The following is a 26,233-nucleotide window of genomic DNA, read 5'->3' as shown; positions in this document are numbered from 1 at the left end:
GTTGTTGTTATTAAAGCGGGTTAATCAGAAGTCGTGAGGACAGCGCTGTCTTTGAAAGCACGTTCATACCGCCTGCTTCAGGCCGTTGGCCTGCCACCAGGTGTGGGCCTGCGCGGCCAGTTCTTCAACGCTGTAGATAGAAGCATTGAGCGCCAGTGTCAGTGGCTCACCCTTGGGAGACTCGAGGGTCGCGAACTGACTTTCGATCAGGGTTGCCGGCATGAAATGGCCTGGCCGATGGGAGACACGTTCGGCAGCAACTTCCGGGGTCAACTCCAGGAACACGAAGCCCAGGCCCGGCAAGGCACTGCGCAGGCGTTCGCGATAAATGTGCTTGAGCGCCGAGCAGGTCAGCACCGGGCGCTGGCCCAGGGCATCGATGCGGCGCAGTTCATCGCACAGGCTGTCGAGCCAGCCGGCACGGTCTTGATCGTTCAGGGGAATTCCCGCGCTCATCTTTTCGATATTGGCGGCAGGATGGAAAGAGTCGCCTTCAATGGCAGTGGCGCCGCTCAGATGGCACAGGGCTTCGCTGACGCACGTCTTGCCGCAACCGGCAACGCCCATGATGACCAGGGCGGTGATGGGATGATTCATGTAACACCTCAGCGCGCAGACAGCGCTACCTTTGAAAGCTATGACACTCGATCAAAAGCAGAAGTTGCCGACGCCTTTCTTGTCATTTTGTGGGTTGCAGCATGTGTGTTCCCAACGCCAAAAAGCGAGGATCAGGCGAACCCCCGCTCACGCATTTGCAGCTGCATCGAGACAGCGCTACCTTAGTGCCTTGAATTTTGTTTGGCAAGCCGTCGATGACTCCAACTAAAAACGATAAAAATACCCGCACCACTGGCCGCCCTACCCTGAACGAAGTGGCACGCCTGGCCGGTGTCAGCCCGATTACCGCTTCCCGCGCCCTGCGCGGGGTCAGTACGGTGGCCACCGAACTGGTGGAAAAAGTCCAGAAAGCCGCGCAGGAACTCAACTACGTGGTCAACCCCGCGGCCCGTGCCCTGGCTTCGGCACAGAGCCATTCGGTTGTGGTGTTGGTACCGTCCTTGTCCAACCTGCTGTTCATCGACACCCTGGAAGCCATTCATCAGGTATTGCGCCCCAAGGGCTTCGAAGTGCTGATCGGCAACTTCCATTACTCGCGCGACGAAGAAGAAAACCTGCTGCGCAACTACATGGCCTATCAGCCACGGGGCTTGCTGCTGACCGGTTTCGACCGCACCGAAAGTTCGCGGCGGATGATCGAAGCCAGCAACATCCCGTGCGTGTACATGATGGAGCTCGACAGTGCTGCCGGACTCAATTGCGTCGGCTTCTCGCAACTGGCGGCCGGCGAAACGGCGGCCGAGCATTTGCTCTCGCGTGGGCGCAAGCGCCTGGCCTACATCGGCGCGCAACTGGATCAACGCACCTTGCTGCGCGGTGAAGGTTTCCGCAAGGCACTGAAAAAGGCCGGCTTGTATGACCCCGCCCTGGAAGTACTGACCCCGCGCGCCTCGTCCGTAGGCCTGGGCGGTGAACTGTTCCTGCAGCTGCTGGCCAGTCATCCGGATGTCGATGCGATCTTCTTCGGCAACGACGACCTGGCCCAGGGCGCGTTGCTCGAAGCCATGCGATGTGGAATCAGGATTCCCGAACAGGTGGCGATTCTGGGCTTCAACGATTTGCCGATGTCGGAACACATGGTCCCGCGCCTCAGCAGCATCAACACCCCGCGCGAAGCCATCGGCCGTCGCGCGGCGGAGCAGATGCTGACGCTGATGGCCGGCAACAGCGTGGCCAAGCCGGTGCAGGACATGGGGTTTGAGTTGAAGGTGCGCGAAAGCACCTGAGGCTAAATTCAAGATCAAAAGATCGGAGCCTGCGACAGCTCCTACACTTGCCTATACGCCACTCTCGTTGGAGTCGTTCCATGGAACACACACTGAAGATTCTGGGAAAAGCCTCGTCGATCAACGTCAGAAAGGTCCTGTGGACCTGCGACGAAATGGGCCTTTCCTACGAACGCGAGGATTGGGGCAGCGGTTTTGCCTCGACCCACAGCCCTGAGTTTCTCCGGTACAACCCCAACGCGCAGGTACCGGTGATCATCGATGAGGCCGGTGTGCTGTGGGAATCCAACACCATCTGCCGCTACCTGAGCGCAAAACACCAGCATCACCACACTGAGCTGTTGCCCAGCGAACCGGCCGCCCGCGCGCGGGTGGAACAGTGGATGGATTGGCAAGCCACCGATCTCAATTCGTCCTGGAGTTATGCGTTCATGGCCCTGGTGCGCAAGGACCCGGAATTCCAGGATGCACATCGTATCGACGTCGGCGTACGCGGCTGGAACCAGAAAATGGCCATCCTCGAACACCAGCTCGCCACCACCAAAGCCTATGTCGCCGGGGCGAAATTCAGCGTGGCCGATATTGTCATCGGCCTCTCGGTCAACCGCTGGCTGATGACGCCCATGGAGCGCCCCGACTATTCGGCGGTCGATGATTATTTCAAACGCCTGGCGCAACACACGGGCTTTCTCAAACACTGCTGTAACGGCCTGCCTTGAGCGACTTCCGATAGCGGTCGGGCACTGCCGCCGGGCGGCAAGATCTGACCGCCGCCCCGCCCTGCCTGTTTGGCAAAAACTATCTAACCAACTGATTTAGATGATATTTAATCAATAGGCATACTATTTGCTGAACGCACTGCACCGCCAATACCTATAAGGTCTGCCTATCATGTTGGTCAGTGCACAATTAAACCTGATGACACCGCTTCCCAAACGCCCCGGCGAAGATCCGACCGCCGAAGCCGCCGCCGGCCTGCAAAGCGTCATGGCGCAGGCCCTGCAAAACAACGTGCAGGCGCAAACCACGCAAACCAGCACCCAGGTCGAGGAATCCGCCACGCAACTGGCCACGCAACAGGTGAGTGAAGCCTCGCGCATCAGCGATAACGTCGATGAAGCGTTCGCCAAGACTCGCGTCGGCCTGCAAGCGACCTCCGCGCCGCTGCCTGACGACGTCAAGGACAGGATCGGCGATGGCTCGGCGACGTCCGAATTCAAGGACTACATGAGCAAGACCCCGGAACAACGCATGCGCGATGCGATCCTGCAGGAGATGGGTTTGACCCAGGAGGAGATCGATCAGATGCCACCGGAGAAACAACAGGCCATCGGCGAAGAAATAGCCCAGCGCCTGCGGGACAAGACGCAGATGGCTGCCGCCGAGAAAGACCAACGCAATGGTGAAAACACCAGCATCGTGGGTGTGGACAAACTCATCGCCACGCTGTAACAGCGTATTTTTTGTAGGAGCCGGCAAGCCGGGCTCCTACAGGAAAATCAGGCGGCAGGTGGGCGATCAGTTCAACTGCAAGGTCGAGTTGAACTGGCTGATCGCGTCCACCACATGTCGCGATCCCTGCTGGATCTCCAGGATCACTTCCCCCGCCTCGTTCGCCAGTTCCACGCCCAGCCCGGTTCGACTCAGGCTCGACTGCATGCTCGACACCGCACTCAATGACAGGTCGTGGTTCTTGCGCACCACATCGACAATTTCCAGGGTGGCCTGGCTGGTGCGTGCGGCAAGGCTGCGTACCTCATCGGCCACCACGGCAAACCCTCGCCCATGCTCGCCAGCGCGGGCCGCTTCGATGGCGGCGTTGAGCGCCAGCAAGTTGGTCTGATCGGCAATCCCGCGGATGGTCTGGACGATGGTGCCGATGATGTCGGACTGTTTACTCACCGCATCGATGCTCAGCGCCGCCTGGTTCAAGTCCCTGGAGATGTCCTGGATGATCTGCACCGTCTGCTGCACCACCTCGGAGCCCTTGCGCGCGCAAGCGTCGTTTTGCACCGAGGTGCTGTGGGCCGAATCCGCAGCGGTTTGCAGAGTAGTCATTTGATGGGTGATGTCGCTGGCGAACTTGACCACTTTGTACAGGCGGCCCTTGGCGTCGAACAGCGGATTGTAGGAGGCTTCCAGGAAGATCGTCTGACCCTGCTTGTTCTTGCGCTCGAAACGATGGGAGTGATATTCGCCGCGGTTCAGCGAGGCCCAGAAATTCCTGTAGCCCTGGGATTCCGCCTCGGCGCGATGGCAGAACAGGCTGTGATGCTGACCGACGATTTCATGGAGTGAGTACTGCGTGGTTTTCAGGAAGTTTTCGTTGGCCGTGATCACCCGGCCTTCGGGGGTGAACTCGATCACCGCCATGGAGCGGCCAAGGGCGGCGAGCCTGCTTTGGTTTTCGTGTTCCTGATGAATCCGGGTGGAAATGTCGGTGGCCACCTTGATTACGCTGCGCACCTGCCGGTCCGGGCCGAACACCGGCATGTAGCTGGCTTCGAGCCAGATCTCCTTGCCGCTCTTGTTCAGGCGCAGAAAGGTGCCGCTGATCGGTTCGCCGCGGGCCAGATCACGCCACAACTTGGCGTACTCTTCACTGCGGTAAAACGCCTCTTCACAGAATATCCGATGGTGTTTGCCGCGCACTTCATCGGCGCTGTAACCCATGGCGTTGCAAAAATTCTCGTTGGCTTCGAGGACGATGCCATCGGGGGTGAATTCGATCATCGCCATAGACCGGCTGACAGCAGCCAGCTTGGCGTTGGCTTCAGTCAGCGCGCAGCTGAAACGTTCGATTTCCAGCAGGTCAGCCTTGTGATGCAAGTTAAACATGGTCGTACCACCTATGCGCGTTTATGAAAGTTGCTGATCTTTCAAATCCACCACTACGTTCAACAGAACAGGCACACGCGTTCCTCCAAGGAGGAGGAACCAATCAGGTGATAGGTGATGTTCGATCGGAGGGGTCCTTATCGCGACACTCTCATCAAGACATCCTTCTCTTGATAGCCCGGGGTCGGGCCAGCCCTAACGTGCTCATAAGCGAACTCCATTTCCGGACAACTCCCTGCAAGTGTGTCGGTGCCTTGGGTTGCGCACTCTGGCAGCTTGGCTCGATGATCCACAGCCGGCGATAACGGTCGGCATGGCTGGTTAGACGTCAGCATAGCCACGGGCCTGCGGCTTGCAAGGCCACTAGTCGGCCAGTATTGAGGACAAAATCGGTTCAGCGGGGCCGGGCGCCAGCGGGCTCTTCTACTGGGCAAACAACATGAACATGGGCGCAAACGCGATGCTCATGATCCGGTCGTTGTTTCCGGTCAGTCGGCTCTGGGAGTTGATCTCCGTCCAGGTGTCGATGACGCGGGTATCCTCGGGAATACTGAACGGACAACAGCCCTTGACCAGGATCACCTCCCTGATATTGCTCATCACCATGTTGCCCCTGGCGCCAGGCCCATCCACACCGAAGATCTTTACCGAGCCGGCCTTGTTGTTGTGCTGCCAGGAGGAGACCTCTGCGCTCATACCGTAGTCGGACAGATCGACGGGCCGGCTTTTCGCAGAACTGAGCAATGACAACTTCCTGCCCGCAAAATCCGCGGCGCTCCAGAGACAGATGTAACCATAGTCACAGGTGCGGTCTGACTGACCTGCGTCGCCGGGCACAGGGAAGGCCAGCACGACGGCCCCCTCGTCGTAAGTCACTTGGGTAGCGCTGACTTGATGCCCTCCGGACTTTGAAATGAGTTGTCGGTCAATTTGCCGTTGCACCAGGGCTTTTTGCTCAATCGTCATGGGCGGCTCAAACAAGGCATAAGGACTGCGCTTGAGCGTCGCCTGTTTCGCCGAAAAGAACAGTGCGCCGATACCGAGGCAGATTGCCACGACACCCACCAGCCATTTGCGGTTCATGTAGAGACCCCGTTCACCAGGCACGCTGAGCCCATTCAGCGTGAGCAGGAAACCAGAGTCCCTTCGGCACCTTTTATTGTCTACTGTCAGAAATAACAGGCTCGACGGATGGCGCCATCCGGCCGATTCTTGAAATAACCCCGCGTCCCGCTTGCGTGGCCCCCTCCTGCTCACTAACGTAGCGCCTTTATCGCGCGCCGCCGCCTTTACCCCGCAGGAGCTTTGCCATGGCCTCGCCAGCCCTTTCACATTTTCTACCCCGGTTCGGCGTTGCCGCAGCAGTGGCGGGAGCCTTGAGCCTGACCGGTTGTCAGAGCTTCAATACCCAGGACACCCTTCCGCCCACCTCTGGCGTAGAGCCGCTCAAAGGCCTGGCGCAGAACGTTTCGGTGCGACGCAATGCCATGGGCATGCCGTTGATCGAAAGCAGCACTTTCCACGACGCACTGTTTGCCCTGGGCTATGTGCACGCCAGTGACCGCATCACGCAGATGGTCACCCTGCGGTTGCTCGCCCAGGGCCGATTGGCCGAGATGCAGGGGGCGGACCTGTTAGACGCTGACCGCTATATGCGCGCGGTCAACCTGAAGAAAAGCGCCGGCGAGTTGTACAAGGCCGCTTCACCGCGGCTCAAGCGCTTCTTCGAAGTTTATGCACGCGGGGTCAACGCCTATCTGTTCCGCTACCGCGACAAGCTGCCTGCCGACCTGGTCGCCACCGGGTACAAGCCCGAGTACTGGAAGCCGGAAGATTCGGCGCTGATTTTCTGCCTGCTCAACTTCAGTCAGTCAGCCAACCTGCCCGAGGAAATTGCCTCGCTGGTGCTGGCACAGACCGTCACCAGCGACAAACTGCCGTGGCTGACGCCATCGGCCCCGGATGAAAAACTGCCGCTGGGCGAAAGTGAAAAGCTGCAAGGCATCAAGCTTAGCGGGCAGGTTCCGGGTCTGGCTGACATCAGCAAGGCCACCGGCCAACTGTCCGAGCTGAATCTGCTGGGCGCCACTTCATCGAACAACTGGGCCATTGCCCCGCAACGCAGCCGCAGCGGCAAAAGCCTGCTGGCCAGCGACAGCCATGGCCCGATGGGGGTGCCGGCGCTGTTCAGCTACGTGCAGATCCGCGCACCGAAGTATCAGGCTTCCGGCGTGACCGTCGCCGGCTTGCCGATGATCCTGGGCGGCTTCAACGGCAAAGTGGCCTGGAGCATGACGAGCGTCATGGGCGATAACCAGGACCTGTTCCTGGAAAAAATCAAACGCCAGGGCAACGGGCTCTCCTACGAAAATGCCGGCAAGTGGCAGCCGGCGATCGTGCGCAACGAAACCTACTTCGTCAAAGGCCAGCGGCCGATACGCGAAGCCGTGTTCGAAACCCGCCACGGCCCCCTGCTCAACAGTGCCCAAAGCCTGGCCCAGGGCAGCGGTTTTGGTTTGGCTTTGCAAACACCGAGCTTTACCGACGACAAGAGCCTCGACGCCTTCTTTGACCTGTCCCGGGCGCAGAACGTCGAGAAAGCTTCGGACGCCAGCCGTGAAATTCGCGCCATCGCCCTGAACCTGGTGTTTGCCGATGCCAGCAACATTGGCTGGCAAGTCACCGGCCGCTATCCGAACCGCCGCGAAGGCGAAGGCCTGCTGCCCTCGCCTGGCTGGGAGGGACGCTACGATTGGGACGGTTACGCCGACCCGATGCTGCACCCCTACGATCAGGACCCGGCCCAGGGCTGGCTCGGCACCGCCAACCAGCGGGTCATTCCCCATGGCTATGGCATGCAGCTGTCCAATTCCTGGTCGGCACCGGAACGTGGCGAGCGCCTGGCCGAGCTGGCTGGCGTGGGCAAACACGACACCCGTAGCCTGATCGCCATGCAATACGACCAGACCACGACATTCGCCGCCAAACTGAAGAAAATGTTCGAAGCACCGGGCATGTCACAGCCGCTCAAGCAGGCCATCGAGGCGTTGCCTGTGGCAGATCGTGGCAAGGCCCGCGAGGCCCTGACCCGCTTGATGGCGTTTGACGGCAAACTCGCCCCGACCTCCGCAGACGCTGCGATTTACCAGTTGTTCCTGCAGGAAAGCACCCGGCAGATTTTCCTCGATGAACTGGGACCGCAAGGCAGCCCGGCGTGGCAAGCGTTCATCGCCAATGGCGCCTTGTCTTACGCGGCGCAGGCCGATCACTTGCTGGGGCGTGAAGACAGTCCGTTCTGGGATGATGTGCACACCGCGCAGAAGGAAGACAAGCCGGCGATCCTCGCCCGCAGCCTGGCCGCGGCGATCACCGCTGGCGACAGTCAGTTGGGCGGCGATCACAGAGCCTGGCAGTGGGGCAAACTTCACCGCTATGAGTGGAAGAACGCCAGCGGCCAGACGGTGCGCGGTCCGCAGCCGGCCGGCGGCGACCACACCACCCTCAACACCGCCGCGTACGCCGTGGGCCAGGATTTCAACACCACGCGAGTGCCGGCCATGCGCCTGATCGTCGACTTCGGCCAGCCCGAACCGTTGATGGGCCAGATCGCCACCGGCCAGTCCGGCAACCCGGCCAGCCCGAACTACCTCAACGGTATCGAGCCGTGGCTGAAGGGGCAGTACCAGAGCCTGCCGATGCAGCCGGAGAACTTTGACAGGGTGTATGGAACCAAGCGGCTGACTCTGACGCCTGGAAAGTAACAATCGACACTGAACCAATGTGGGAGCGAGCCTGCTCGCGAAGAGGCCCTGTCAGTCAACATCCATGCTGACTGACACACCGCTTTCGCGAGCAGGCTCGCTCCCACAGTCGTTTCCCCATTGAACTCCGATAGAACTTCTCCCCCCGCGCCAGCCTCCTAGCTAACAAGCCCCTCCACCTGGATAACAACGTGGACCTTGTCATCGCGCGTCCCGAAGGCTTGTATTGCCCCGCCGGCGATTTCTACATTGATCCATGGCGGCCAGTCGAGCGCTCGGTCATCACCCACGCCCATGGCGACCACGCCCGTAGCGGCAACCAGCACTATCTGGCGGCGGCGCCCGGTGAAGGAATTCTGCGCGCGCGACTGGGCCAGGACATCAACCTGCAAACCCTGGCGTATGGCGAACGGCTGCGGCATCACGGCGTCACCCTGAGTTTCCACCCCGCCGGCCACGTCCTCGGCTCGGCCCAGGTGCGCCTGGAATATGCCGGGGAAGTCTGGGTGGCGTCAGGGGACTTCAAGATCGAACCCGATGGCACCTGCGCCCCTTTCGAGCCCGTGCGCTGCCACACCTTCATCACCGAATCGACATTCGGCCTGCCGATCTATCGCTGGCAGCCGCAGGCGCAGGTCTTTGCCGAGATCAATCGGTGGTGGCAGGCCAATGCCGCGCAAGACAAAGCCAGCGTGCTGTTCTGCTATTCCTTCGGCAAGGCCCAGCGCATTCTCCACGGCATCGATGCCAGCCTCGGGCCGATCCTGGCGCATGGCGCGGTCGAACCGCTGAACCGTGTCTATCGTGAGGCCGGGATAGAGCTGCCACCGACGCTCTACGCCGGTGACTTCAAGAAAAGCGATGCGATCCTGCGCAAGGCTCTGATAATCGCTCCACCTTCGGCCGGTGGCAGCACCTGGATGCGCCGCTTCGGTGACTACAGCGACGGTTTCGCCAGCGGCTGGATGCGCTTGCGCGGAACGCGTCGGCGTCGCGGTGTGGATCGTGGTTTCGTGTTGTCCGATCACGCTGACTGGCCGGGCTTGCTCTGGGCCATCGAACAGACGGGAGCAGAACGGGTGATGGTCACCCACGGTTCGGTCGCGGTGCTGGTGCGCCACCTGCGTGAACAAGGCCTCGATGCCCAGGGCTTTCGTACCGAGTACGGTGACGACGAGGAAGCCTCGACGGCCGAGGCCGAGAGCGTCGAGGCGCTGTCATGAAGGCTTTTGCCCAGTTGTACGCCGAGCTCGACGCCACCACGTCGAGCAACGCCAAGCTGGCGGCAATGCAAGATTATTTTGCCCAGGCCGCACCGGAAGATGCCGCGTGGGCGGTGTACTTTCTGTCCGGAGGACGCCCCAGGCAATTGGTGCCGGTGCGCGTCCTGCGTGAGTTGGCAGTCGCCTATTCCGGACTTTCAGCGTGGCTGTTCGAAGAAAGCTACCAGGCGGTGGGCGATCTGGCGGAAACCATTTCCCTGGTGCTGCCCGAGATGCCCTACCGCTCCAGCGACGGCCTGGCGGTGTGGATCGAAGACAAACTGCTGCCATTGCGCGGCGAATCCCCGCAGGTGCTCGCCGAACGCCTGCCCGTTCTCTGGTCGCAACTGGATCGCCCCAGCCTGATGCTGTGCATCAAATTGATCACCGGCAGCTTTCGCGTCGGTGTCTCCAAGCTGCTGGTGACCCGGGCCCTGGCCTCCATGGCTGGCCTGGACAGCAAGCGCGTGGCCCAGCGCATGGTCGGCTACACAGACCTGTCCCACCGACCCAGTGCCGCCAGCTACCTGAAGTTGATCGCCGAGCAATCCCCCGACGAGCATGCGCAAAGGGGTGGCCAGCCGTATCCGTTTTTCCTCGCCCATGCCCTGGCACAACCGGTCGAACAATTCGAAGCGCTGCTCGGCGCCACCAGCCAGTGGCAGGTGGAATGGAAGTGGGACGGCATCCGCGCCCAGATCGTCAAGCGCGAGGGGCGCCTGTGGATCTGGTCCCGGGGTGAAGAGTTGGTCACTGATCGCTTTCCTGAATTTGACAGCCTGATCCACTGCCTGCCCGACGGCACTGTGATCGACGGCGAGATCGTCGCCTGGAAAGCCACGCAATCGGGCACCGAAGATGCCTTCGATCCGCCTGAGGCAAGCCCCTCCGTGCAGCCTTTCGCCCTGTTGCAACAGCGCATCGGCCGCAAAAACCTCACTCGCAAGATTCTCAATGACGTGCCGGTGGTTCTCCTCGCTTACGACTTGCTGGAATGGCAAGGTGCGGACTGGCGCAACCAGCCGCAAAGCCGGCGGCGCAGCCAACTGGAGCAGGTGATCGCCCAGGCCAACAATCCCCTGCTGCTCGCCTCGCCCTTGTTGACCGGCGAAGACTGGTTCGACCTCGCCAGGCAGCGGGAAGCATCGCGCAGGCTCGGGGTCGAAGGCATGATGCTCAAGGCCCGGGACGCGCTCTACGGCGTCGGACGCACCAAGGACATGGGGGTCTGGTGGAAATGGAAAGTCGACCCGTTCAGTGTCGACGCAGTGCTGATCTACGCACAACGCGGCCATGGCCGGCGGGCCAGTCTCTACAGCGATTACACCTTCGCCGTCTGGGACGCGCCACCCGACGCCAGCGAGCGCGCGCTGGTGCCGTTTGCCAAGGCCTATTCGGGGTTGACCGACGAGCAAATGCGCCAGGTCGACAACATCGTGCGCAGGACCACGGTGGAAAAATTCGGCCCGGTGATCAGCGTCAGGCCGAGCCTGGTGTTTGAACTGGGTTTCGAGGGCATTGCCTTGTCCAAGCGCCACAAAAGCGGGATTGCGGTGCGGTTTCCGCGGATGCTGCGCTGGCGCCAGGACAAATCGGTCGAAGAAGCGGATCACCTGGGTACTTTGCAGGATTTGCTCGGCTGAATGCATCTTGCGAGCGCTGCGCGGATCCAAAAAAGTGCGGGCTTTTCATGACGCCCATTTTCGTGCACTAATCCCCTCCGGCAATTTCTTGAAAAAACCTTTTAAACGCTTGTTCGGCACTATGGTTCGGAAATTGCTACTTTCTTTAGGGCTTACGCTTACCAGTAACAATAATTCTGCGCCACAAGCGCTCATATTGGTTCTTAGGGATTGAATAATGAAAAAAGCATTGCTGACCCTTTCTGCACTGGCGTTGTGCGTGGCAGCCGGTTCCGCGCTGGCAAAGGAATACAAGGAATTGCGTTTTGGTGTTGACCCATCCTACGCGCCGTTCGAGTCGAAAGCGGCCGACGGCAACCTGGTAGGCTTCGACATCGACCTGGGGAACGCGATCTGCGCCGAGCTGAAGGTCAAGTGCAAATGGGTCGAAAGCGACTTCGACGGCATGATTCCTGGCCTCAAGGCCAATAAATTCGACGGCGTGATCTCGTCGATGACCGTCACCCCGGCCCGCGAAAAAGTCATCGACTTCTCCAGCGAGCTGTTCTCCGGCCCGACCGCCTACGTGTCCAAGAAAGGTTCTGGCGTGACCGCAGACGTCGCTTCGCTGAAGGGCAAGACCGTCGGCTACGAACAAGGCACCATCCAGGAAGCCTATGCCAAGGCCGTCCTGGACAAGGCTGGGGTGAAAACCCAGGCCTACCAGAACCAGGACCAGGTGTATTCCGACCTGACCTCCGGTCGTCTCGACGCCGGGATCCAGGACATGCTGCAAGCCGAACTGGGCTTCCTGAAGTCGCCAAATGGTGCCGATTACGAAATCAGCAAGCCGGTCGACAGCGAACTGCTGCCAGCCAAGACGGCGATCGGTATTAAGAAAGGTAACACCGAGCTGAAAGCACTTTTGGATAAAGGTATCAAAGCGTTACACGATGATGGCACCTACGCCACTATTCAAAAGAAACACTTTGGCGATCTGAACCTGTACAGCGGCAAGTAATGCCCGGCGCCCATCCCGCGATGGGCGCTTTTTTCATCCGATCAGGTTGCTGATTTATGTTCGAAAACCTCCTGCAAAATCTGGGGCTCTCCGCCTTCAGCCTCAAGGGCTTTGGCCCGCTGCTGATGGAAGGCACCTGGATGACCATCAAGTTATCGGCGATGTCGCTGCTGGTGGCCGTATTGCTCGGCCTGCTCGGCGCCAGTGCCAAACTGTCCAAAGTCAAACTGCTGCGCCTGCTCGCCCAGTGCTACACCACGCTGATTCGCGGGGTGCCGGACCTGGTGCTGATGCTGCTGATCTTCTACAGCCTGCAAACCTGGCTGACGTCACTCACCGATTACATGGAATGGGAATACATCGAGATCAACCCGTTCAGCGCCGGGGTGCTGACCCTGGGCTTCATCTACGGTGCGTACTTCACCGAAACCTTCCGCGGCGCGATCCTCGCCGTGCCTCGCGGCCAGGTCGAAGCGGCCACCGCCTACGGGCTCAAGCGCGGCCAACGATTCCGTATCGTGGTGTTCCCGCAAATGATGCGTTATGCCTTGCCGGGTATCGGCAACAACTGGATGGTCATGCTCAAGGCCACGGCACTGGTGTCGATCATCGGCCTCGCCGACCTGGTCAAGGCCGCCCAGGATGCGGGTAAAAGCAGCTACCAACTGTTCTACTTCCTGGTGCTCGCCGCCCTGATCTACCTGGTGATCACCAGTGTTTCCAACTTCATACTGCGCTGGCTCGAACGCCGCTACGCCGCCGGTACCCGGGAGGCCGTGCGATGATCGAACTCCTGCAGGAATACTGGAAACCCTTCCTCTACAGCGACGGCAACAACATCACTGGCCTGGCCATGACCCTGTGGCTGCTCAGTGCGTCGATTTTCATCGGCTTCATTGTCTCGATTCCGCTGTCGATCGCCCGGGTTTCACCGCACTTCTACATTCGCTGGCCGGTGCAGTTCTACACCTACCTGTTCCGCGGCACGCCTTTGTATATCCAGCTGCTGATCTGCTACACCGGGATCTACAGCCTGGCCGCCGTGCGCGCACAACCGGTGCTCGACAGTTTCTTTCGCGATGCGATGAACTGCACCATCCTGGCATTCGCCCTGAACACCTGCGCCTACACCACGGAGATCTTCGCCGGTGCGATCCGCAGCATGGCCCATGGTGAAGTCGAAGCCGCCAAGGCCTATGGCCTGACAGGCTGGAAGCTGTATGCCTACGTGATCATGCCTTCAGCCCTGCGTCGCTCGTTGCCGTATTACAGCAACGAAGTGATCCTGATGCTGCACTCGACCACCGTGGCGTTCACCGCGACCATCCCGGACATCCTGAAAGTCGCTCGGGACGCCAACTCGGCGACCTTCCTGACCTTCCAGTCGTTTGGCATCGCCGCACTGATCTACCTGACCGTCACCTTTGCGCTGGTCGGCCTGTTCCGCCTCGCCGAACGCCGATGGCTGGCCTTCCTCGGGCCGACTCACTAGGACCCGCTTCGGGAAACAAGACAAATGCGCCACCAGATACATGACCTGCTGGCCCCACTGCCGGGGACCACACGACAGATCCACAGTTTTCATTTCGGGCCGCAACCGGCCAACGGCAAGATCTACATCCAGTCGTCCCTGCACGCCGATGAAATGCCCGGCATGCTGGTGGCCTGGCACCTCAAGCAACGCCTGGCGGAGCTGGAAGCCGCCGGCCGCCTGCGCAGCGAAATCGTCCTGGTGCCCGTGGCCAACCCGGCGGGCCTGGAACAGGTGCTGATGGATGTACCGCTGGGCCGCTATGAGCTCGAAAGCGGGCAGAACTTCAACCGCTGGTTCGTCGATTTGAGCGAAGAGGTAGGCAACGCGATCGAAGGCCAGCTCGGCGACGACCCGCAGCACAACCTCGAACTGATCCGCGACAGCCTGCGCCAGGCATTGGCGCGGCAGACCGCCAGCACCCAGTTGCAATCCCAGCGCCTGACCCTGCAACGGCTGGCTTGCGATGCCGACATGGTGCTGGACCTGCATTGCGATTTCGAGGCTGTCGCCCACTTGTACACCACGCCCGAGGCCTGGCCGCAGGTCGAGCCGCTGGCCCGCTACATCGGTTCCCAAGCCAGCCTGCTGGCCACTGATTCCGGCGGTCAGTCGTTCGATGAGTGTTTCACCCTGCTCTGGTGGCAGTTGAAAGAGCGCTTCGGCGAGCAGTTCGACATTCCCCTGGGCAGTTTCTCGGTCACCGTCGAACTGCGCGGCCAGGGCGACGTCAACCACCCACTGGCCAGCCTCGACAGCCAGGCGCTGATTGATTACCTGATTGATTTCGGCGCGATTGCCGGTGAGTCGGCGCCCTTGCCCGACCTGCCCTACCCGGCCACCCCCCTGGCCGGGGTGGAACCTGTGGCGACGCCGGTCGGCGGCTTGCTGGTGTTCAGTGCGCTGCCGGGGCAATACCTGGAAGCCGGGCAACTGATCGCCGAAATCATTGACCCGATCAGCGACCGTGTCACACCTGTCCATTGCACGGTCGCCGGCCTGATGTACGCCCGCTCGCTGCGCCGCATGGCCACGGCCGGAATGGTGATCGCCCACGTCGCGGGCGTCGAAGCCTACCGCAGCGGCTACCTACTTTCGCCTTGAGGATGCATGCTCCATGTACAAACTGACCATTGAAGGCCTGCATAAAAGCTATGGCGATCATGAGGTGCTCAAGGGCGTTTCGCTCAAGGCCAACACGGGCGATGTCATCAGCCTGATCGGTGCCAGCGGTTCCGGAAAAAGCACTTTCCTGCGCTGCATCAACTTCCTCGAACAACCCAACGACGGTGCCATGAGCCTCGACGGCCAGGCCATCCGCATGATCAAGGATCATCACGGCATGCACGTGGCCGATCCCGATGAACTGCAACGAATCCGCACCCGCCTGGCCATGGTGTTCCAGCATTTCAACCTGTGGAGCCACATGACGGTGCTGGAAAACATCACCATGGCCCCGCGCCGGGTGCTGGGCTGCAGCAAGCAGGAAGCCGAAGACCGTGCCCGACGCTACCTCGACAAGGTCGGGCTGCCAGCGCGCGTCGCAGATCAGTACCCGGCATTCCTGTCCGGTGGCCAGCAACAACGGGTGGCAATTGCCCGCGCGTTGGCCATGGAACCGGAAGTGATGCTGTTCGACGAACCGACCTCGGCACTGGACCCGGAACTGGTGGGTGAAGTGCTCAAGGTGATCCAGGGCCTGGCCGAAGAAGGCCGGACCATGATCATGGTCACCCATGAAATGAGCTTCGCGCGCAAAGTGTCGAGCCAGGTGTTGTTCCTGCACCAGGGGCGGGTGGAGGAAGAAGGTGCGCCGGAGGATGTGCTGGGCAACCCGAAGAGCGAGCGTTTGAAGCAGTTCCTCAGCGGTAACCTGAAGTAACCGTTCCGCCCTTGAAACGGGAGCCGGGCTCACTGGCTTCCGTCACTCAACGTGCTTCGTACTCCAGCCTGAAACTGCCGTTTTCCACCTCGATACCGTCGGCATCCAGGCCACTGAAAATTCCGGCAAACTGTGCGTCGCCTCCCACCGTCAAATCAAGCGACCCTCGATACAGCTCCGCTTCCGAGCCGTCCGCCACATGAATGATCATGGGAGATCGCTCACACAGCCCCAGGGCAAACCTGCCACTCTCGATATCCTGCGGCAGATAGACATAAAACGCTTTGTCGTGGCCATTATTCGCGCCAAGACAACGCAGACCTGGCTGCTCGAAATAGTCCAGCGTTGGTGCTGCCCGAAACGCCAGCGGCCCACTGGCCATGAGCAAATCGGCGCGCAAATGCCCTGCACGAACTGACTTCATCTGAATGTTCCTTTTCATATTCTTCGACTGGCTGTCGGCCTTTGCGAAACGCCGCCGAGCGAACAGCGCAGCGATAAAAGCACGGCCTGGCGGCCCAAAGGTTTCAACGATAGACACAGTTTTTTCCGGATATGAAAAGCGCACGGCGAGAAACGTGCCGGCCCATTTATTTGATTAAACCTTTGCCAGGCCGGCGTGGTCATTGAAAGAAGCCATCCAGAGCGCACGCGGCCCGAATGGGAACCCACAACGACTCCGCCAAACGCTGGTTTACCGCTCGCGACTGGAAGCCATTCGAGTTTCAGAAACAGGTATGGGTAGCCATCAAGCGCGGGCAGTCCGGGTTGCTCCATGCAAGCACCGGTGCCGGCAAAACCTACGCTGTCTGGTTCGGCGCGCTCAATCGCTTCGCACGCTGTTCACCTGCGGTTGAAACACCACGTAAACGAAAGCCCGTGGCCGAGCCCCTGACCGTATTGTGGATAACCCCGATGCGCGCCTTGGCTGCAGACACCGCCCGCGCGCTGCAAGGGCCGCTGCTCGACCTGCAGATCCCGTGGAGCGTCGGCCTTCGCACGGGCGATACCAGCAGCAGCGAACGTGCGCGCCAGAGCCGACGCCTGCCAACCACGCTGATTACCACCCCGGAAAGCCTGACGTTGATGCTCGCCCGGGCCGACGCGCAAACTGCACTCTCGACCTTGCGCATGGTCGTGGTCGACGAATGGCACGAATTGCTCGGCAACAAGCGCGGTGTGCAACTGCAACTTGCGCTTGCCCGCCTGCGCCGCTGGAACCCGCAATTGATCGTGTGGGGCGTTTCCGCGACGCTGGGTAATCAGGACCACGCCGAGCAGGTATTGATCCCACAGGGCGGCGGCATCAGCGTTCAAGGCCGGGCCGATAAAAAACTGCAGGTCGATACCTTGCTGCCACCGGAGATCGAACGCTTCCCCTGGGCCGGTCATATCGGCCTGAAAATGTTGCCGCAGGTCGCCGCGCAACTGGATGCCAGTAACAGCAGCCTGGTCTTCACCAATACTCGGGCGCAATCGGAAATCTGGTATCAGGCCTTGCTTGAAGCAAGGCCTGACTGGGCCGGGCTGATCGCGCTGCATCACAGTTCGTTGTCCCGGGAAACCCGTGACTGGGTGGAGCGCGCCCTCAAGGAAGGCCAACTCAAGGCGGTGGTCTGCACGTCCAGCCTGGATCTGGGTGTGGACTTCCTGCCGGTGGAACGGGTGCTGCAAATTGGCTCAGCCAAAGGCGTGGCGCGGCTGATGCAGCGTGCGGGTCGTTCAGGGCATGCGCCGGGGCGAATGTCTCGGGTAACACTGGTGCCGACTCACAGCCTGGAGCTGATCGAGGCCGCAGCGGCACAGGACGCGGTGGCGCAGCGGCGCATCGAACCTCGAACCTCACCCCATAAACCGTTGGATGTACTGGTTCAGCATCTGGTCAGCATGGCGCTGGGCGGTGGGTTTGTTCCCGAGCAGTTGTTTGATGAGGTCCGCGCCGCCTGGGCCTATCGTGATCTCACCGAGGCGGACTGGACCTGGGCGCTGGCTTTCGTACGCCATGGCGGGCTTTCCCTGACAGCCTATCCGGATTACCGCCGGGTCGAACCCGATGATCAGGGAGTCTGGCGTGTCCCCGATGCGCGATTGGCCCGACGCCACCGCATGAGCATCGGCACGATTGTCAGCGATGCGAGCATTCAGCTGAAGTTCTGGAGCAAGGGCGGCGGAGGCAAACAACTGGGCAGTGTTGAAGAAGGTTTCATCGCACGACTCAAGCCGGGCGACGGATTTCTGTTTGCCGGACGCCTGCTGGAGTTGGTGCGCGTGGAAAACATGACCGCCTATGTCAAACGCAGCACCGTGAAGAAAGCCGCGGTGCCACGGTGGAATGGCGGTCGGATGCCTCTTTCCAATGAGCTGGCGCAAGCGGTGGTCGCGCGTTTCAGTGCGGCGGCGCGCGGCGAGTTCAGCGGCCCGGAAATGCAGGCACTGCGCCCGCTGCTGGAGCTGCAGCAACGCTGGTCCGGCTTGCCGACGTCGCAATCGTTGCTGGCCGAGGCGTTGAAGTCCCGTGAGGGCTGGCATCTGTTCCTTTATCCCTTCGCCGGCCGTCAGGTGCATCTGGGCCTGGGCAGTTTGCTGGCGTGGCGAGTCAGCCAGCAGCAGGCCGTGACGTTTTCCATTGCGGTCAATGATTACGGGCTGGAACTGCTGAGCGCCACCCCTGTGAACTGGGCGCAAGCCTTGAGCCCGGAGTTGTTGAGTGCAGAGCATTTGCTCAGGGACGTACTCGCCAGCCTGAATGCCGGAGAGCTGGCCTTGCGGCGCTTTAGGGAAATCGCCCGGATCGCCGGGCTGGTGTTCGCCGGTTATCCCGGTGCACCGAAAAGCACGCGCCAGGTTCAGGCCTCCAGCGGGTTGTTTTTCGAAGTGTTCAAACAGTACGACGCGGGCAATTTGCTATTGGTCCAGGCTGGCGAAGAAGTCCTGCGCGAAGAACTGGATATTCATCGCCTGGAACAGACGTTGGCGCACATCAGCCATCTGCATCTCGACCTGCATCACGTCAAACGCCCTACACCCCTCGGGTTTCCACTGCTGGTGGAACGTATGCGAGAGAGCATGAGTTCGGAAAAACTCGCCGACCGCATCAGGCGCATGGTCAGCGATCTCGAAAAAACCGCCACGACCGGGAAAGCCTGATGAGTACGCCCTACCCCGTGCGACTGGCCGGCGAGGAACTTTGGCTGCTGCCGGAAAAAGCCCTCTACTGGCCTGCCCAGCAAGCTTTGTTGATCGCCGACGTGCATTTCGGCAAGGCCGCCGCCTACCGAAGCCTTGGCCAACCCGTCCCCCAAGGCACCACCGGCCACAACATCGCCGTACTCGACGCACTGCTGGCCAGCCTGCTCTGCCGACAGCTGATTTTCCTCGGCGACTTTCTTCACGGACCGGGCTCCCATGCCACCGCTACGCTCAAAGCCTTGGTTGACTGGCGAACACGCCATGCAGAGCTGCCCATGACACTGATTCGCGGCAACCACGACAAGCGTGCCGGGGATCCGCCGGCCTCGTTGAACATTCGCGTGGTGCCTGAGCCGTTGCTGCTGGGGCCGTTCGCTTTGCAGCACGAACCGCAACCGCACCCGGATCGACATGTGCTCGCCGGTCACGTGCATCCGGTCTACCGGCTCAACGGACGGGGTCGGCAAAGCCTGCGGCTGGCCTGTTTCAGACTGGGCGAGGACGTCAGCCTGCTACCGGCCTTTGGCGCGTTTACTGGAGGCTATCCGGTGCAACGGAACGAAAACTGCCGGATGTTTGTCATTGGTGACAACGAAATATGGCCCCTGTAGGAGCGAGCATGCTCGCGATGAACCCGAGAACGACGGGGGCGCCAGGCTTCCCGCGTAATCGTTGACGTCCATCGCGAGCAGGCTCGCTCCTACAGGAAGCAGGAAGGAGATGTCAGGCCACCGGCGCAGGAGGCGGCTCGTCGGGCAGGGTTGGCTCACCGGGCTCGGTCGGTTGTTCGTTAGGGGTATCGGGATCAGGCTGGCCGGGGATGCCCCCTGCCATGCTGACGGGCGGGTGTGCCAACAAGGACCAGGCCAAAACGCCAACCTGATTGGGCTCAAGCCTTGCCAGTTCGGCACTTATTCTGGGATCGATCTTCATAAAGCACTCCTGGGCGATGGCCCGATCCGCCTTGCGCGAATCGGAACAGTACACTCCATAGAGTGTACGCTCGCCCAGGAATTCCCAAGGTTCGTCGGACGGCTGACTCAGGTGCGTGGCAGGGTGACGCCACGCTGGCCCTGATACTTGCCGCCACGGTCCTTGTAGGAGACTTCGCACTCTTCGTCGGATTCGAGGAACAGCATCTGCGCCACGCCTTCGTTGGCGTAGATTTTCGCCGGAAGGTTGGTGGTGTTGGAGAACTCCAGGGTCACGTGGCCTTCCCACTCAGGCTCGAGCGGCGTGACGTTGACGATGATGCCGCAGCGCGCGTAGGTGCTTTTACCCAGGCAAATGGTCAATACGTTACGCGGGATGCGGAAGTATTCGACGGTGCTGGCCAGGGCGAAGGAGTTCGGCGGAATGATGCACACGTCGCTGTGGATGTCGACGAAGCTGCCGGCATCGAAGTTTTTCGGATCGACGATGGCCGAATTGATGTTGGTGAACACCTTGAAGTGATTGGTGCAACGCACATCGTAGCCGTAGCTGGACACGCCGTAGGAGATCACACGGCTCTCGTCGCTGCCGCGCACCTGGCGCTCGACGAAAGGCTCGATCATGCCGTGTTCCTGCGCCATGCGGCGAATCCACTTGTCCGATTTGATGCTCATGGCGGGTGTCCTGAATAGCGAGGTCGAAAAATTCTGTCCGGCATCTTACCGGGCGCGCCGCCGGGTTCAAAGTCCGCGCTGCAATTCTCGCCGGACAGTCAGGATTTACCTGCGCTGGCGACGAAGCGTCACACCGTCGATCCTTAAAACAGAGAAACCTTCGCAAGAAGCATTGGCACGTTCCGGAAAAAGGGTTAAGGTGGCGCCACTGTGCTGCTTGTGTCACTGAGAATCTCTACACGATATGTTGAATTTCGATCCAACCATCTACAAGAATTTTTCCTGCTCTTTGCACTCAGTCTCGGCCAGGGTTCTTCCTGAGTCGCAGTTATCTTTGTTCAAGGAGTTACACCATGTCTAATCGCCAAACCGGTACCGTTAAGTGGTTCAACGATGAAAAAGGCTTCGGCTTCATCACTCCACAATCCGGTGACGACCTGTTCGTTCACTTCAAAGCTATCCAATCCGACGGCTTCAAAAGCCTGAAAGAAGGCCAACAGGTTTCTTTCATCGCTACCCGCGGTCAGAAAGGCATGCAAGCTGAAGAAGTACAAGTTATCTAACTTGTACTTGCTTTAGTAAAAGGCCCCGCCCTCAAAAGCGGGGCTTTTTTGTGCCCGTGTGTTTTTGCCGGGCAAAAAAAATCGCGACCCGCAGGTCGCGATTTTTTTATGCCTTACCAGGTCACGCCAAATCCGGCCGTGTATCGGGTCTTGTCCAGGTCAGCATCGTCAGTCCCGTCGATGATATCCCGCTCGGCCTTGAGGTTCAGCGACGCCCAGTCTGTCACCTTGTAACGCAGCCCCATCTCGGCATCCAGTGCATATTCAGCAACGCCGGACAGTGGTTTGCCCACCTCGCCATTGGTGAAGAACTCGACTTTCTTGCCAATCAGGTAGCGGTTGTAATCCCACTTCATGGCCACCGAATAGAAGTTTTCCTTACTGCCGTCAGCGAATTGATAGTCCGTGCGGTTGACTAGCGACCCGAGCGAGAACGCACCCAGTTCGTCATCCCAGAACTGATAACCGGGGCCGGTACCGACGGTACGCTGGCGGGACAGATCTTCGACCTTGTCACGCTTGTACACCAGGCGACCTTGCCAGAACCATTTTTCCGTCAGGAAACGGTCGAGGGAGTACTCTCCCCGCCAATTGTCGGTCGTGACCACGTCATCCTGGAATTCGCGGTTGTACTCGCCTTCTGCGGTATGCCTCCACCGGCCATGGCGGGCCGTGGTCTTGAAGTCGATGTCGTAATCGTCGGTGTCCTTGTCTGCCCGCTGATAATCCAGCGCCGCATCAATATTGCCTTTCCACACCAGATCCTCGACTACAGGCTTGGGCTTGAGGATTTGCTGGACACTCGCCAGCTCTACCGTCTTGGGCCCATCACCGTTTTCCAAGGTCACCTTGCCATCATCCGCGGCGTGCAGCGACTTGGCCTTCTCGCCGGTGTAGGCATCCTGCTTGACCAGCAGTTGCTGATCACTTTCGAGGGTCTTGACCTGCTTCCAGTCGATCGGCACCGCGCCGGCGTACTCCGTCTGGACCAGCAGCTTGCCACCGTCGAACAGGATGATCTTGCCGCTCAGCTTGTCACCGTTCTTCAACCAGACGGTATCCGCGAGCAAGGGAGTGGAAGCACTGACGACAGCGAGGCACAGCAAGGTTCTGGACAACATAAGCAAAAACGGGCTCAGGTTCGCGAAAAAAAGTCGGCATTATCCTCAGGAATAAGACCCTAGCAACGACTGACCCAACTTTTTCTATTGAGTTCATTTCTCAACTGGCAATCCAGCATTTACTCTACAGACGGTAGAGCGAACGACTTCAGGAACTGCGAACGTGATCGAGCCGAGCGAAAAAACCGAGAGTGCCGCGCAAATCCGACGCACGGCGCTCTACCTGACACTTGCGCAAGTACCCGAAGGCAAGGTCGTGAGTTATGGTCAACTCGCTGAACTTGCGGGCCTCGGACGCGCCGCTCGCTGGGTCGGCAGGACACTGAGCCAACTGCCCGGCGACAGCAAATTGCCTTGGCACCGTGTGCTCGGTGCCGGCGGACGACTGAGCCTGCCCGCAGGCAGTCCCTCCGGGGACGAACAGCGAGCGCGATTACGCATGGAAGGCATCAGTGTCCTGAACAATCGTGTTGATATTCAGCGCCATGGGTGGCGCCCGGTAGAGGACAGCGGTTAGAGTGCGCGCTTTGTTTCCGTATTTCTTGAGGCAGACTCCAGCCCATGCCCCGTAAAACCTGGCGCGCCGCGCTTGCTGCCTATGCCAGCCCTTCGACGCTCGTACTGTTATTGCTGGGTTTCGCCGCCGGCTTGCCCTACATGCTGGTGTTTTCAACGCTTTCGGTCTGGTTGCGTGAAGCCGGTGTGGCGCGCGAAACCATCGGCTATGCAAGCTTGATCGGCTTGGCATATGCCTTCAAATGGGTCTGGTCTCCCCTGCTCGACCAATGGCGCCTGCCGTTGCTGGGCAAACTCGGCCGACGACGTTCCTGGCTGGTGTTGTCGCAAGCGCTGGTCATTCTGGGCCTGGTAGGGATGGGCTTTTGTGACCCGCAAAAACATTTGTCCTGGCTGATCGCCATCGCGGTGGTCGTCGCCTTCGCCTCGGCGACGCAAGACATTGCAGTGGACGCCTACCGCCTCGAGATCGCGGATGACAGTCGCCAGGCGGCGCTCGCCGCCAGCTACATGTCCGGCTACCGCATCGCGGCACTGCTGGCCACGGCCGGCGCGCTGTTCTTCGCCGAAGGCTTCGGCTCCACCGGTTTCAACTACAAACATTCGGCATGGGCCGGCACTTACCTGCTGTTCGGCGCCCTGATGGTCCCGGCGCTGCTCACCTCGCTGTTCATGCGCGAGCCTTCGGTGCCTCTGCGCACTCAACTGCAGGCCGGGCGCTACAGTTTCGTGCATCAACTGGCCTCGGTGTTCGTCCTGATCGTGCTGCTGGTGTCCGTGCCGGCCATGTTTACCCAGCTCTACAACACCGACTTCGCCAGCGTGCTGTTCGAAGGCGAGAGCCTGCTCGACCTGCTGCTCGAAGACCGCGCGTTCCTGCGCGCCATCCTCTACACCACCCTCACCGCCCTGTGCCTGTCGGCCATGGGTCGCCGGGGCCTGGCACCGGTACTGACGCCGATCAACGACTTCATTCTGCGTTATCGCTGGCAAGCGCTGCTGCTGCTGGGGCTGATCGCCACCTATCGGATGTCCGATACGGTGATGGGCGTGATGGCCAACGTTTTCTACATCGACCAGGGTTTCACCAAGGACCAGATCGCCAGCGTCAGCAAGATCTTCGGCCTGATCATGACCCTGGTGGGCGCCGGCATGGGCGGCCTGCTGATCGTGCGCTTTGGCATCCTGCCGATCCTGTTCATCGGCGGCGCTGCGTCGGCGGGTACCAATATATTGTTCCTGTTGCTCGCCGACATGGGCGCCAACCTCAACATGCTGATCCTCACCATCTCCCTGGACAACTTCAGTTCAGGCCTGGCGACTTCGGCATTCGTCGCCTACCTGTCGAGCCTGACCAACCTCAAATTCTCCGCCACCCAATACGCCCTGCTCAGCTCGATCATGCTCCTGCTACCGCGCCTGATCGGCGGTTATTCGGGCGTCATGGTAGAGAAATTCGGTTATCACAACTTCTTCCTGATCACCGCCCTGCTGGGTGTTCCGACGCTGCTGCTGATCGCCTTGCACTGGTTCCAGGAGAACCGTCGCGCAGGTCCGACACCGAAACCTGAGCCGGCTCCTACCCAGGTTGTGGAAGAATCGTAGGGAACACGCGCAGAAATCCTACAGAGGACGGGCTCAATTCCGTCCTCCTGCCACCGCACCGACCGCACGCCTGTACGACAGCGGAACTCGCCCGTACAATGCTCCGTCATTTCTCGTCATCAGCAATCGATAACGGCCAACCATGCGCACCAGTCAATTTTTGCTTGCCACACAAAAAGAAACGCCTTCCGACGCGGTCGTGATCAGCCATCAGCTGATGCTGCGCGCCGGTATGATCCGCAAACTCGCCTCAGGCCTGTACACCTGGCTGCCGATGGGCTTGCGAGTGATGCGCAAGGTCGAAGCCGTCGTTCGCGAAGAAATGAACGCCGCCGGCTCGCTCGAAGTGTTGATGCCGAGCACTCAACCGGCTGAGTTGTGGCAGGAATCCGGGCGCTGGGAAGAGTACGGCCCTGAATTGCTGCGCTTCAAGGATCGCCACGGTCGCGATTTCTGCGCAGGCCCCACCCACGAAGAAGTCATCACCGACCTGATGCGCAACGAGTTGAGCAGCTACAAACAGCTGCCGATCAACCTGTATCAGATCCAGACCAAATTCCGTGACGAGATCCGCCCACGCTTCGGCTTGATGCGCGGCCGCGAATTCATCATGAAGGACGCCTATTCGTTCCACGCTGACCAGCCATCGCTGCAGGTCACGTACGATCGTATGCACCAGGCGTACTGCAACGTGTTCACCCGCCTGGGCCTGAAGTTCCGCCCGGTTGAAGCCGACAACGGCTCCATCGGCGGCGCCGGTTCCCACGAGTTCCACGTACTGGCCGAGTCCGGCGAAGACGATATCGTCTTCAGCAACGGTTCCGACTACGCGGCGAACATCGAGAAAGCCGAAGCCGTACCGCGGGAAACCTCGCGTCCAGCGCCAAGCGAAGAGCTGCGCCTGGTCGACACGCCAGACACTAAAACCATCGCTGCACTGGTGGAAAAATTCAATCTGCCGATTGAAAAGACCATCAAGACCCTGATCGTGCACGCCGAAGAAGAAGGCAAGCTGATCGCCCTGATCATCCGTGGCGACCACGAGCTGAACGAAATCAAAGCCGCCAACCAGCCTGGCGTTGCCAGCCCGCTGGTCATGGCCAACGATGCCGAACTGCGTGACGCCATTGGCGCCGGCGCCGGCTCCCTGGGCCCGCTGAACCTGCCACTGCCAATCATCATCGACCGTTCCGTGGAGCTGATGAGCGACTTCGGCATCGGTGCCAACATCGACGACAAGCACTACTTCGGCGTGAACTGGGAACGCGACCTGCAGGTTCCGACCGTTGCCGACCTGCGTAACGTGGTCAGCGGCGACCCAAGCCCGGACGGCAAGGGCACCCTGGAAATCAAGCGCGGCATCGAAGTCGGGCACATCTTCCAGCTGGGCAACAAGTACAGCAAGGCGATGAAGTGCGAAGTGCTGGGCGAGAACGGCAAGCCGGTCACCCTGGAAATGGGCTGCTACGGCATCGGCGTTTCCCGCGTGGTCGCGGCAGCCATCGAGCAGAACAACGACGAAAAAGGCATCATCTGGAGCGACACCCTGGCACCTTTCCAGGTTGCCCTGGTGCCACTGCGCTACGAGACCGAACTGGTTCGCGAAGCCACCGACAAGCTGTACGCAGAACTGACTGCCGCCGGCTTCGAAGTGCTGCTGGACGACCGCGACAAGAAAACCAGCCCGGGCATCAAGTTCGCGGACATGGAGCTGATCGGCATTCCTCACCGGATCGTGGTCAGTGACCGTGGCCTTGCCGAAGGCAACCTGGAATACAAGAGCCGTACCGAGGCCGAGCCGCAAGCGCTGCCGGTCGCCGACGTGCTGCCTTTCCTTCAGGCCCGTATCCGCCGCTGAAACCAGATAGAGA

General features: G+C 60.3%; 23 protein-coding genes and 2 pseudogenes. 17 read left to right on the top strand and 8 right to left on the bottom strand.

What is annotated here, in order from left to right:
- Positions 1-63 precede the first annotated feature (63 nt).
- Entirely contained in the window at positions 64-597 is a 534-nt protein-coding gene (locus PMI35_RS13875) for a gluconokinase (RefSeq protein WP_008060733.1), read from the bottom strand.
- A 215-nt stretch (positions 598-812) separates the two neighbouring features.
- Between PMI35_RS13875 and PMI35_RS13880 the strand changes: the two genes are divergently transcribed.
- The 3 genes from PMI35_RS13880 to PMI35_RS13890 all read left to right on the top strand — a co-directional run bounded on the left by PMI35_RS13880 (position 813) and on the right by PMI35_RS13890 (position 3,296).
- Complete coding sequence (locus PMI35_RS13880) at positions 813-1,844, top strand: LacI family DNA-binding transcriptional regulator (protein ID WP_008060730.1); 1,032 nt, start codon at positions 813-815, stop codon at positions 1,842-1,844.
- A gap of 80 nt (positions 1,845-1,924) precedes the next feature.
- Positions 1,925-2,563, top strand: a complete 639-nt coding sequence (locus tag PMI35_RS13885; RefSeq protein WP_008060727.1) for a glutathione S-transferase family protein — start codon at positions 1,925-1,927, stop codon at positions 2,561-2,563.
- 172 nt (positions 2,564-2,735) lie between these two features.
- Positions 2,736-3,296, top strand: a complete 561-nt coding sequence (locus PMI35_RS13890) for a hypothetical protein (RefSeq protein WP_008060725.1) — start codon at positions 2,736-2,738, stop codon at positions 3,294-3,296.
- A gap of 66 nt (positions 3,297-3,362) precedes the next feature.
- Here PMI35_RS13890 and PMI35_RS35935 read toward each other — a convergent pair.
- The 3 genes and pseudogenes from PMI35_RS35935 to PMI35_RS13900 all read right to left on the bottom strand — a co-directional run.
- Positions 3,363-3,782: pseudogene (locus PMI35_RS35935) on the bottom strand (methyl-accepting chemotaxis protein); the annotation flags it as partial.
- A gap of 129 nt (positions 3,783-3,911) precedes the next feature.
- A pseudogene (locus tag PMI35_RS35930) lies at positions 3,912-4,577 on the bottom strand (PAS domain-containing protein); the annotation flags it as partial.
- Positions 4,578-5,105: 528 nt separating this feature from the next.
- Entirely contained in the window at positions 5,106-5,765 is a 660-nt protein-coding gene (locus PMI35_RS13900; RefSeq protein WP_008060722.1) for a peptidase inhibitor family I36 protein, read from the bottom strand.
- Positions 5,766-5,992: 227 nt separating this feature from the next.
- On the opposite strand from PMI35_RS13900, the gene PMI35_RS13905 reads away from it, so the two are divergent.
- The 8 genes from PMI35_RS13905 (at position 5,993) to PMI35_RS13940 (ending at position 15,761) form a co-directional block, all read left to right on the top strand.
- Complete coding sequence (locus PMI35_RS13905) at positions 5,993-8,443, top strand: penicillin acylase family protein (protein ID WP_008060719.1); 2,451 nt, start codon at positions 5,993-5,995, stop codon at positions 8,441-8,443.
- Positions 8,444-8,634: 191 nt separating this feature from the next.
- The gene (locus PMI35_RS13910) at positions 8,635-9,666 is read left to right on the top strand and encodes a ligase-associated DNA damage response exonuclease (protein ID WP_008060717.1); all 1,032 of its coding nucleotides are present in this window, start codon (positions 8,635-8,637) and stop codon (positions 9,664-9,666) included.
- Complete coding sequence (locus PMI35_RS13915; protein WP_008060716.1) at positions 9,663-11,348, top strand: ATP-dependent DNA ligase; 1,686 nt, start codon at positions 9,663-9,665, stop codon at positions 11,346-11,348. The genes PMI35_RS13910 and PMI35_RS13915 overlap by 4 nt, the downstream gene beginning before the upstream one ends.
- Positions 11,349-11,565: 217 nt before the next feature.
- The gene (locus tag PMI35_RS13920) at positions 11,566-12,348 is read left to right on the top strand and encodes a transporter substrate-binding domain-containing protein (RefSeq protein WP_008060714.1); all 783 of its coding nucleotides are present in this window, start codon (positions 11,566-11,568) and stop codon (positions 12,346-12,348) included.
- Between the two features lie 56 nt (positions 12,349-12,404).
- Complete coding sequence (locus PMI35_RS13925; RefSeq protein ID WP_008060712.1) at positions 12,405-13,133, top strand: ABC transporter permease; 729 nt, start codon at positions 12,405-12,407, stop codon at positions 13,131-13,133.
- On the top strand, positions 13,130-13,840 hold the full coding sequence (locus PMI35_RS13930) for an ABC transporter permease (RefSeq protein WP_008060710.1): 711 nt from the start codon (positions 13,130-13,132) through the stop codon (positions 13,838-13,840). Before PMI35_RS13925 ends, PMI35_RS13930 begins: the two co-directional genes overlap by 4 nt.
- Positions 13,841-13,864: 24 nt before the next feature.
- Positions 13,865-14,983 carry a succinylglutamate desuccinylase/aspartoacylase family protein gene (locus PMI35_RS13935; RefSeq protein ID WP_008060708.1) on the top strand — a complete coding sequence of 373 codons (1,119 nt, stop codon included), beginning with the start codon at positions 13,865-13,867 and terminating at the stop codon, positions 14,981-14,983.
- A 13-nt stretch (positions 14,984-14,996) separates the two neighbouring features.
- Positions 14,997-15,761 carry an ABC transporter ATP-binding protein gene (locus tag PMI35_RS13940; protein ID WP_008060706.1) on the top strand — a complete coding sequence of 255 codons (765 nt, stop codon included), beginning with the start codon at positions 14,997-14,999 and terminating at the stop codon, positions 15,759-15,761.
- A gap of 46 nt (positions 15,762-15,807) precedes the next feature.
- Here the strand turns inward: PMI35_RS13940 and PMI35_RS0132770 are convergent, their stop codons facing one another.
- Positions 15,808-16,302 (bottom strand): hypothetical protein, encoded by a 495-nt coding sequence (locus tag PMI35_RS0132770; RefSeq protein WP_238543180.1) that lies wholly within the window; start codon positions 16,300-16,302, stop codon positions 15,808-15,810.
- 119 nt (positions 16,303-16,421) lie between these two features.
- Here PMI35_RS0132770 and PMI35_RS13945 point away from each other — a divergent pair, with 119 nt between their 5' ends.
- Complete coding sequence (locus PMI35_RS13945; RefSeq protein WP_008060701.1) at positions 16,422-18,908, top strand: ligase-associated DNA damage response DEXH box helicase; 2,487 nt, start codon at positions 16,422-16,424, stop codon at positions 18,906-18,908.
- Complete coding sequence (gene pdeM, locus PMI35_RS13950) at positions 18,908-19,561, top strand: ligase-associated DNA damage response endonuclease PdeM (RefSeq protein WP_008060699.1); 654 nt, start codon at positions 18,908-18,910, stop codon at positions 19,559-19,561. Before PMI35_RS13945 ends, pdeM begins: the two co-directional genes overlap by 1 nt.
- A 112-nt stretch (positions 19,562-19,673) precedes the next feature.
- Here the strand turns inward: pdeM and PMI35_RS13955 are convergent, their stop codons facing one another.
- Positions 19,674-19,883, bottom strand: coding sequence for a hypothetical protein (locus PMI35_RS13955; RefSeq protein WP_008060697.1), 210 nt, complete (start codon positions 19,881-19,883; stop codon positions 19,674-19,676).
- 107 nt (positions 19,884-19,990) lie between these two features.
- Entirely contained in the window at positions 19,991-20,557 is a 567-nt protein-coding gene (gene dcd / locus PMI35_RS13960; protein ID WP_008060695.1) for a dCTP deaminase, read from the bottom strand.
- Positions 20,558-20,910: 353 nt separating this feature from the next.
- Between dcd and PMI35_RS13965 the strand changes: the two genes are divergently transcribed.
- Positions 20,911-21,120 carry a cold-shock protein gene (locus PMI35_RS13965; RefSeq protein ID WP_002554837.1) on the top strand — a complete coding sequence of 70 codons (210 nt, stop codon included), beginning with the start codon at positions 20,911-20,913 and terminating at the stop codon, positions 21,118-21,120.
- Positions 21,121-21,233: 113 nt separating this feature from the next.
- Here the strand turns inward: PMI35_RS13965 and PMI35_RS13970 are convergent, their stop codons facing one another.
- Positions 21,234-22,241 (bottom strand): DUF481 domain-containing protein, encoded by a 1,008-nt coding sequence (locus PMI35_RS13970; protein ID WP_008060693.1) that lies wholly within the window; start codon positions 22,239-22,241, stop codon positions 21,234-21,236.
- Between the two features lie 163 nt (positions 22,242-22,404).
- On the opposite strand from PMI35_RS13970, the gene PMI35_RS13975 reads away from it, so the two are divergent.
- The 3 genes from PMI35_RS13975 (at position 22,405) to PMI35_RS13985 (ending at position 26,220) form a co-directional block, all read left to right on the top strand.
- On the top strand, positions 22,405-22,758 hold the full coding sequence (locus PMI35_RS13975) for an MGMT family protein (protein ID WP_008060691.1): 354 nt from the start codon (positions 22,405-22,407) through the stop codon (positions 22,756-22,758).
- A gap of 44 nt (positions 22,759-22,802) precedes the next feature.
- The gene (locus PMI35_RS13980; RefSeq protein WP_008060689.1) at positions 22,803-24,362 is read left to right on the top strand and encodes an AmpG family muropeptide MFS transporter; all 1,560 of its coding nucleotides are present in this window, start codon (positions 22,803-22,805) and stop codon (positions 24,360-24,362) included.
- Positions 24,363-24,504: 142 nt separating this feature from the next.
- The gene (locus PMI35_RS13985; protein WP_008060687.1) at positions 24,505-26,220 is read left to right on the top strand and encodes a proline--tRNA ligase; all 1,716 of its coding nucleotides are present in this window, start codon (positions 24,505-24,507) and stop codon (positions 26,218-26,220) included.
- Positions 26,221-26,233 lie beyond the last annotated feature (13 nt).

The organism is Pseudomonas sp. GM78 (genome assembly GCF_000282475.1).
Lineage (GTDB): Bacteria > Pseudomonadota > Gammaproteobacteria > Pseudomonadales > Pseudomonadaceae > Aquipseudomonas.
This window is presented reverse-complemented; position numbering and strand designations above follow the sequence as displayed.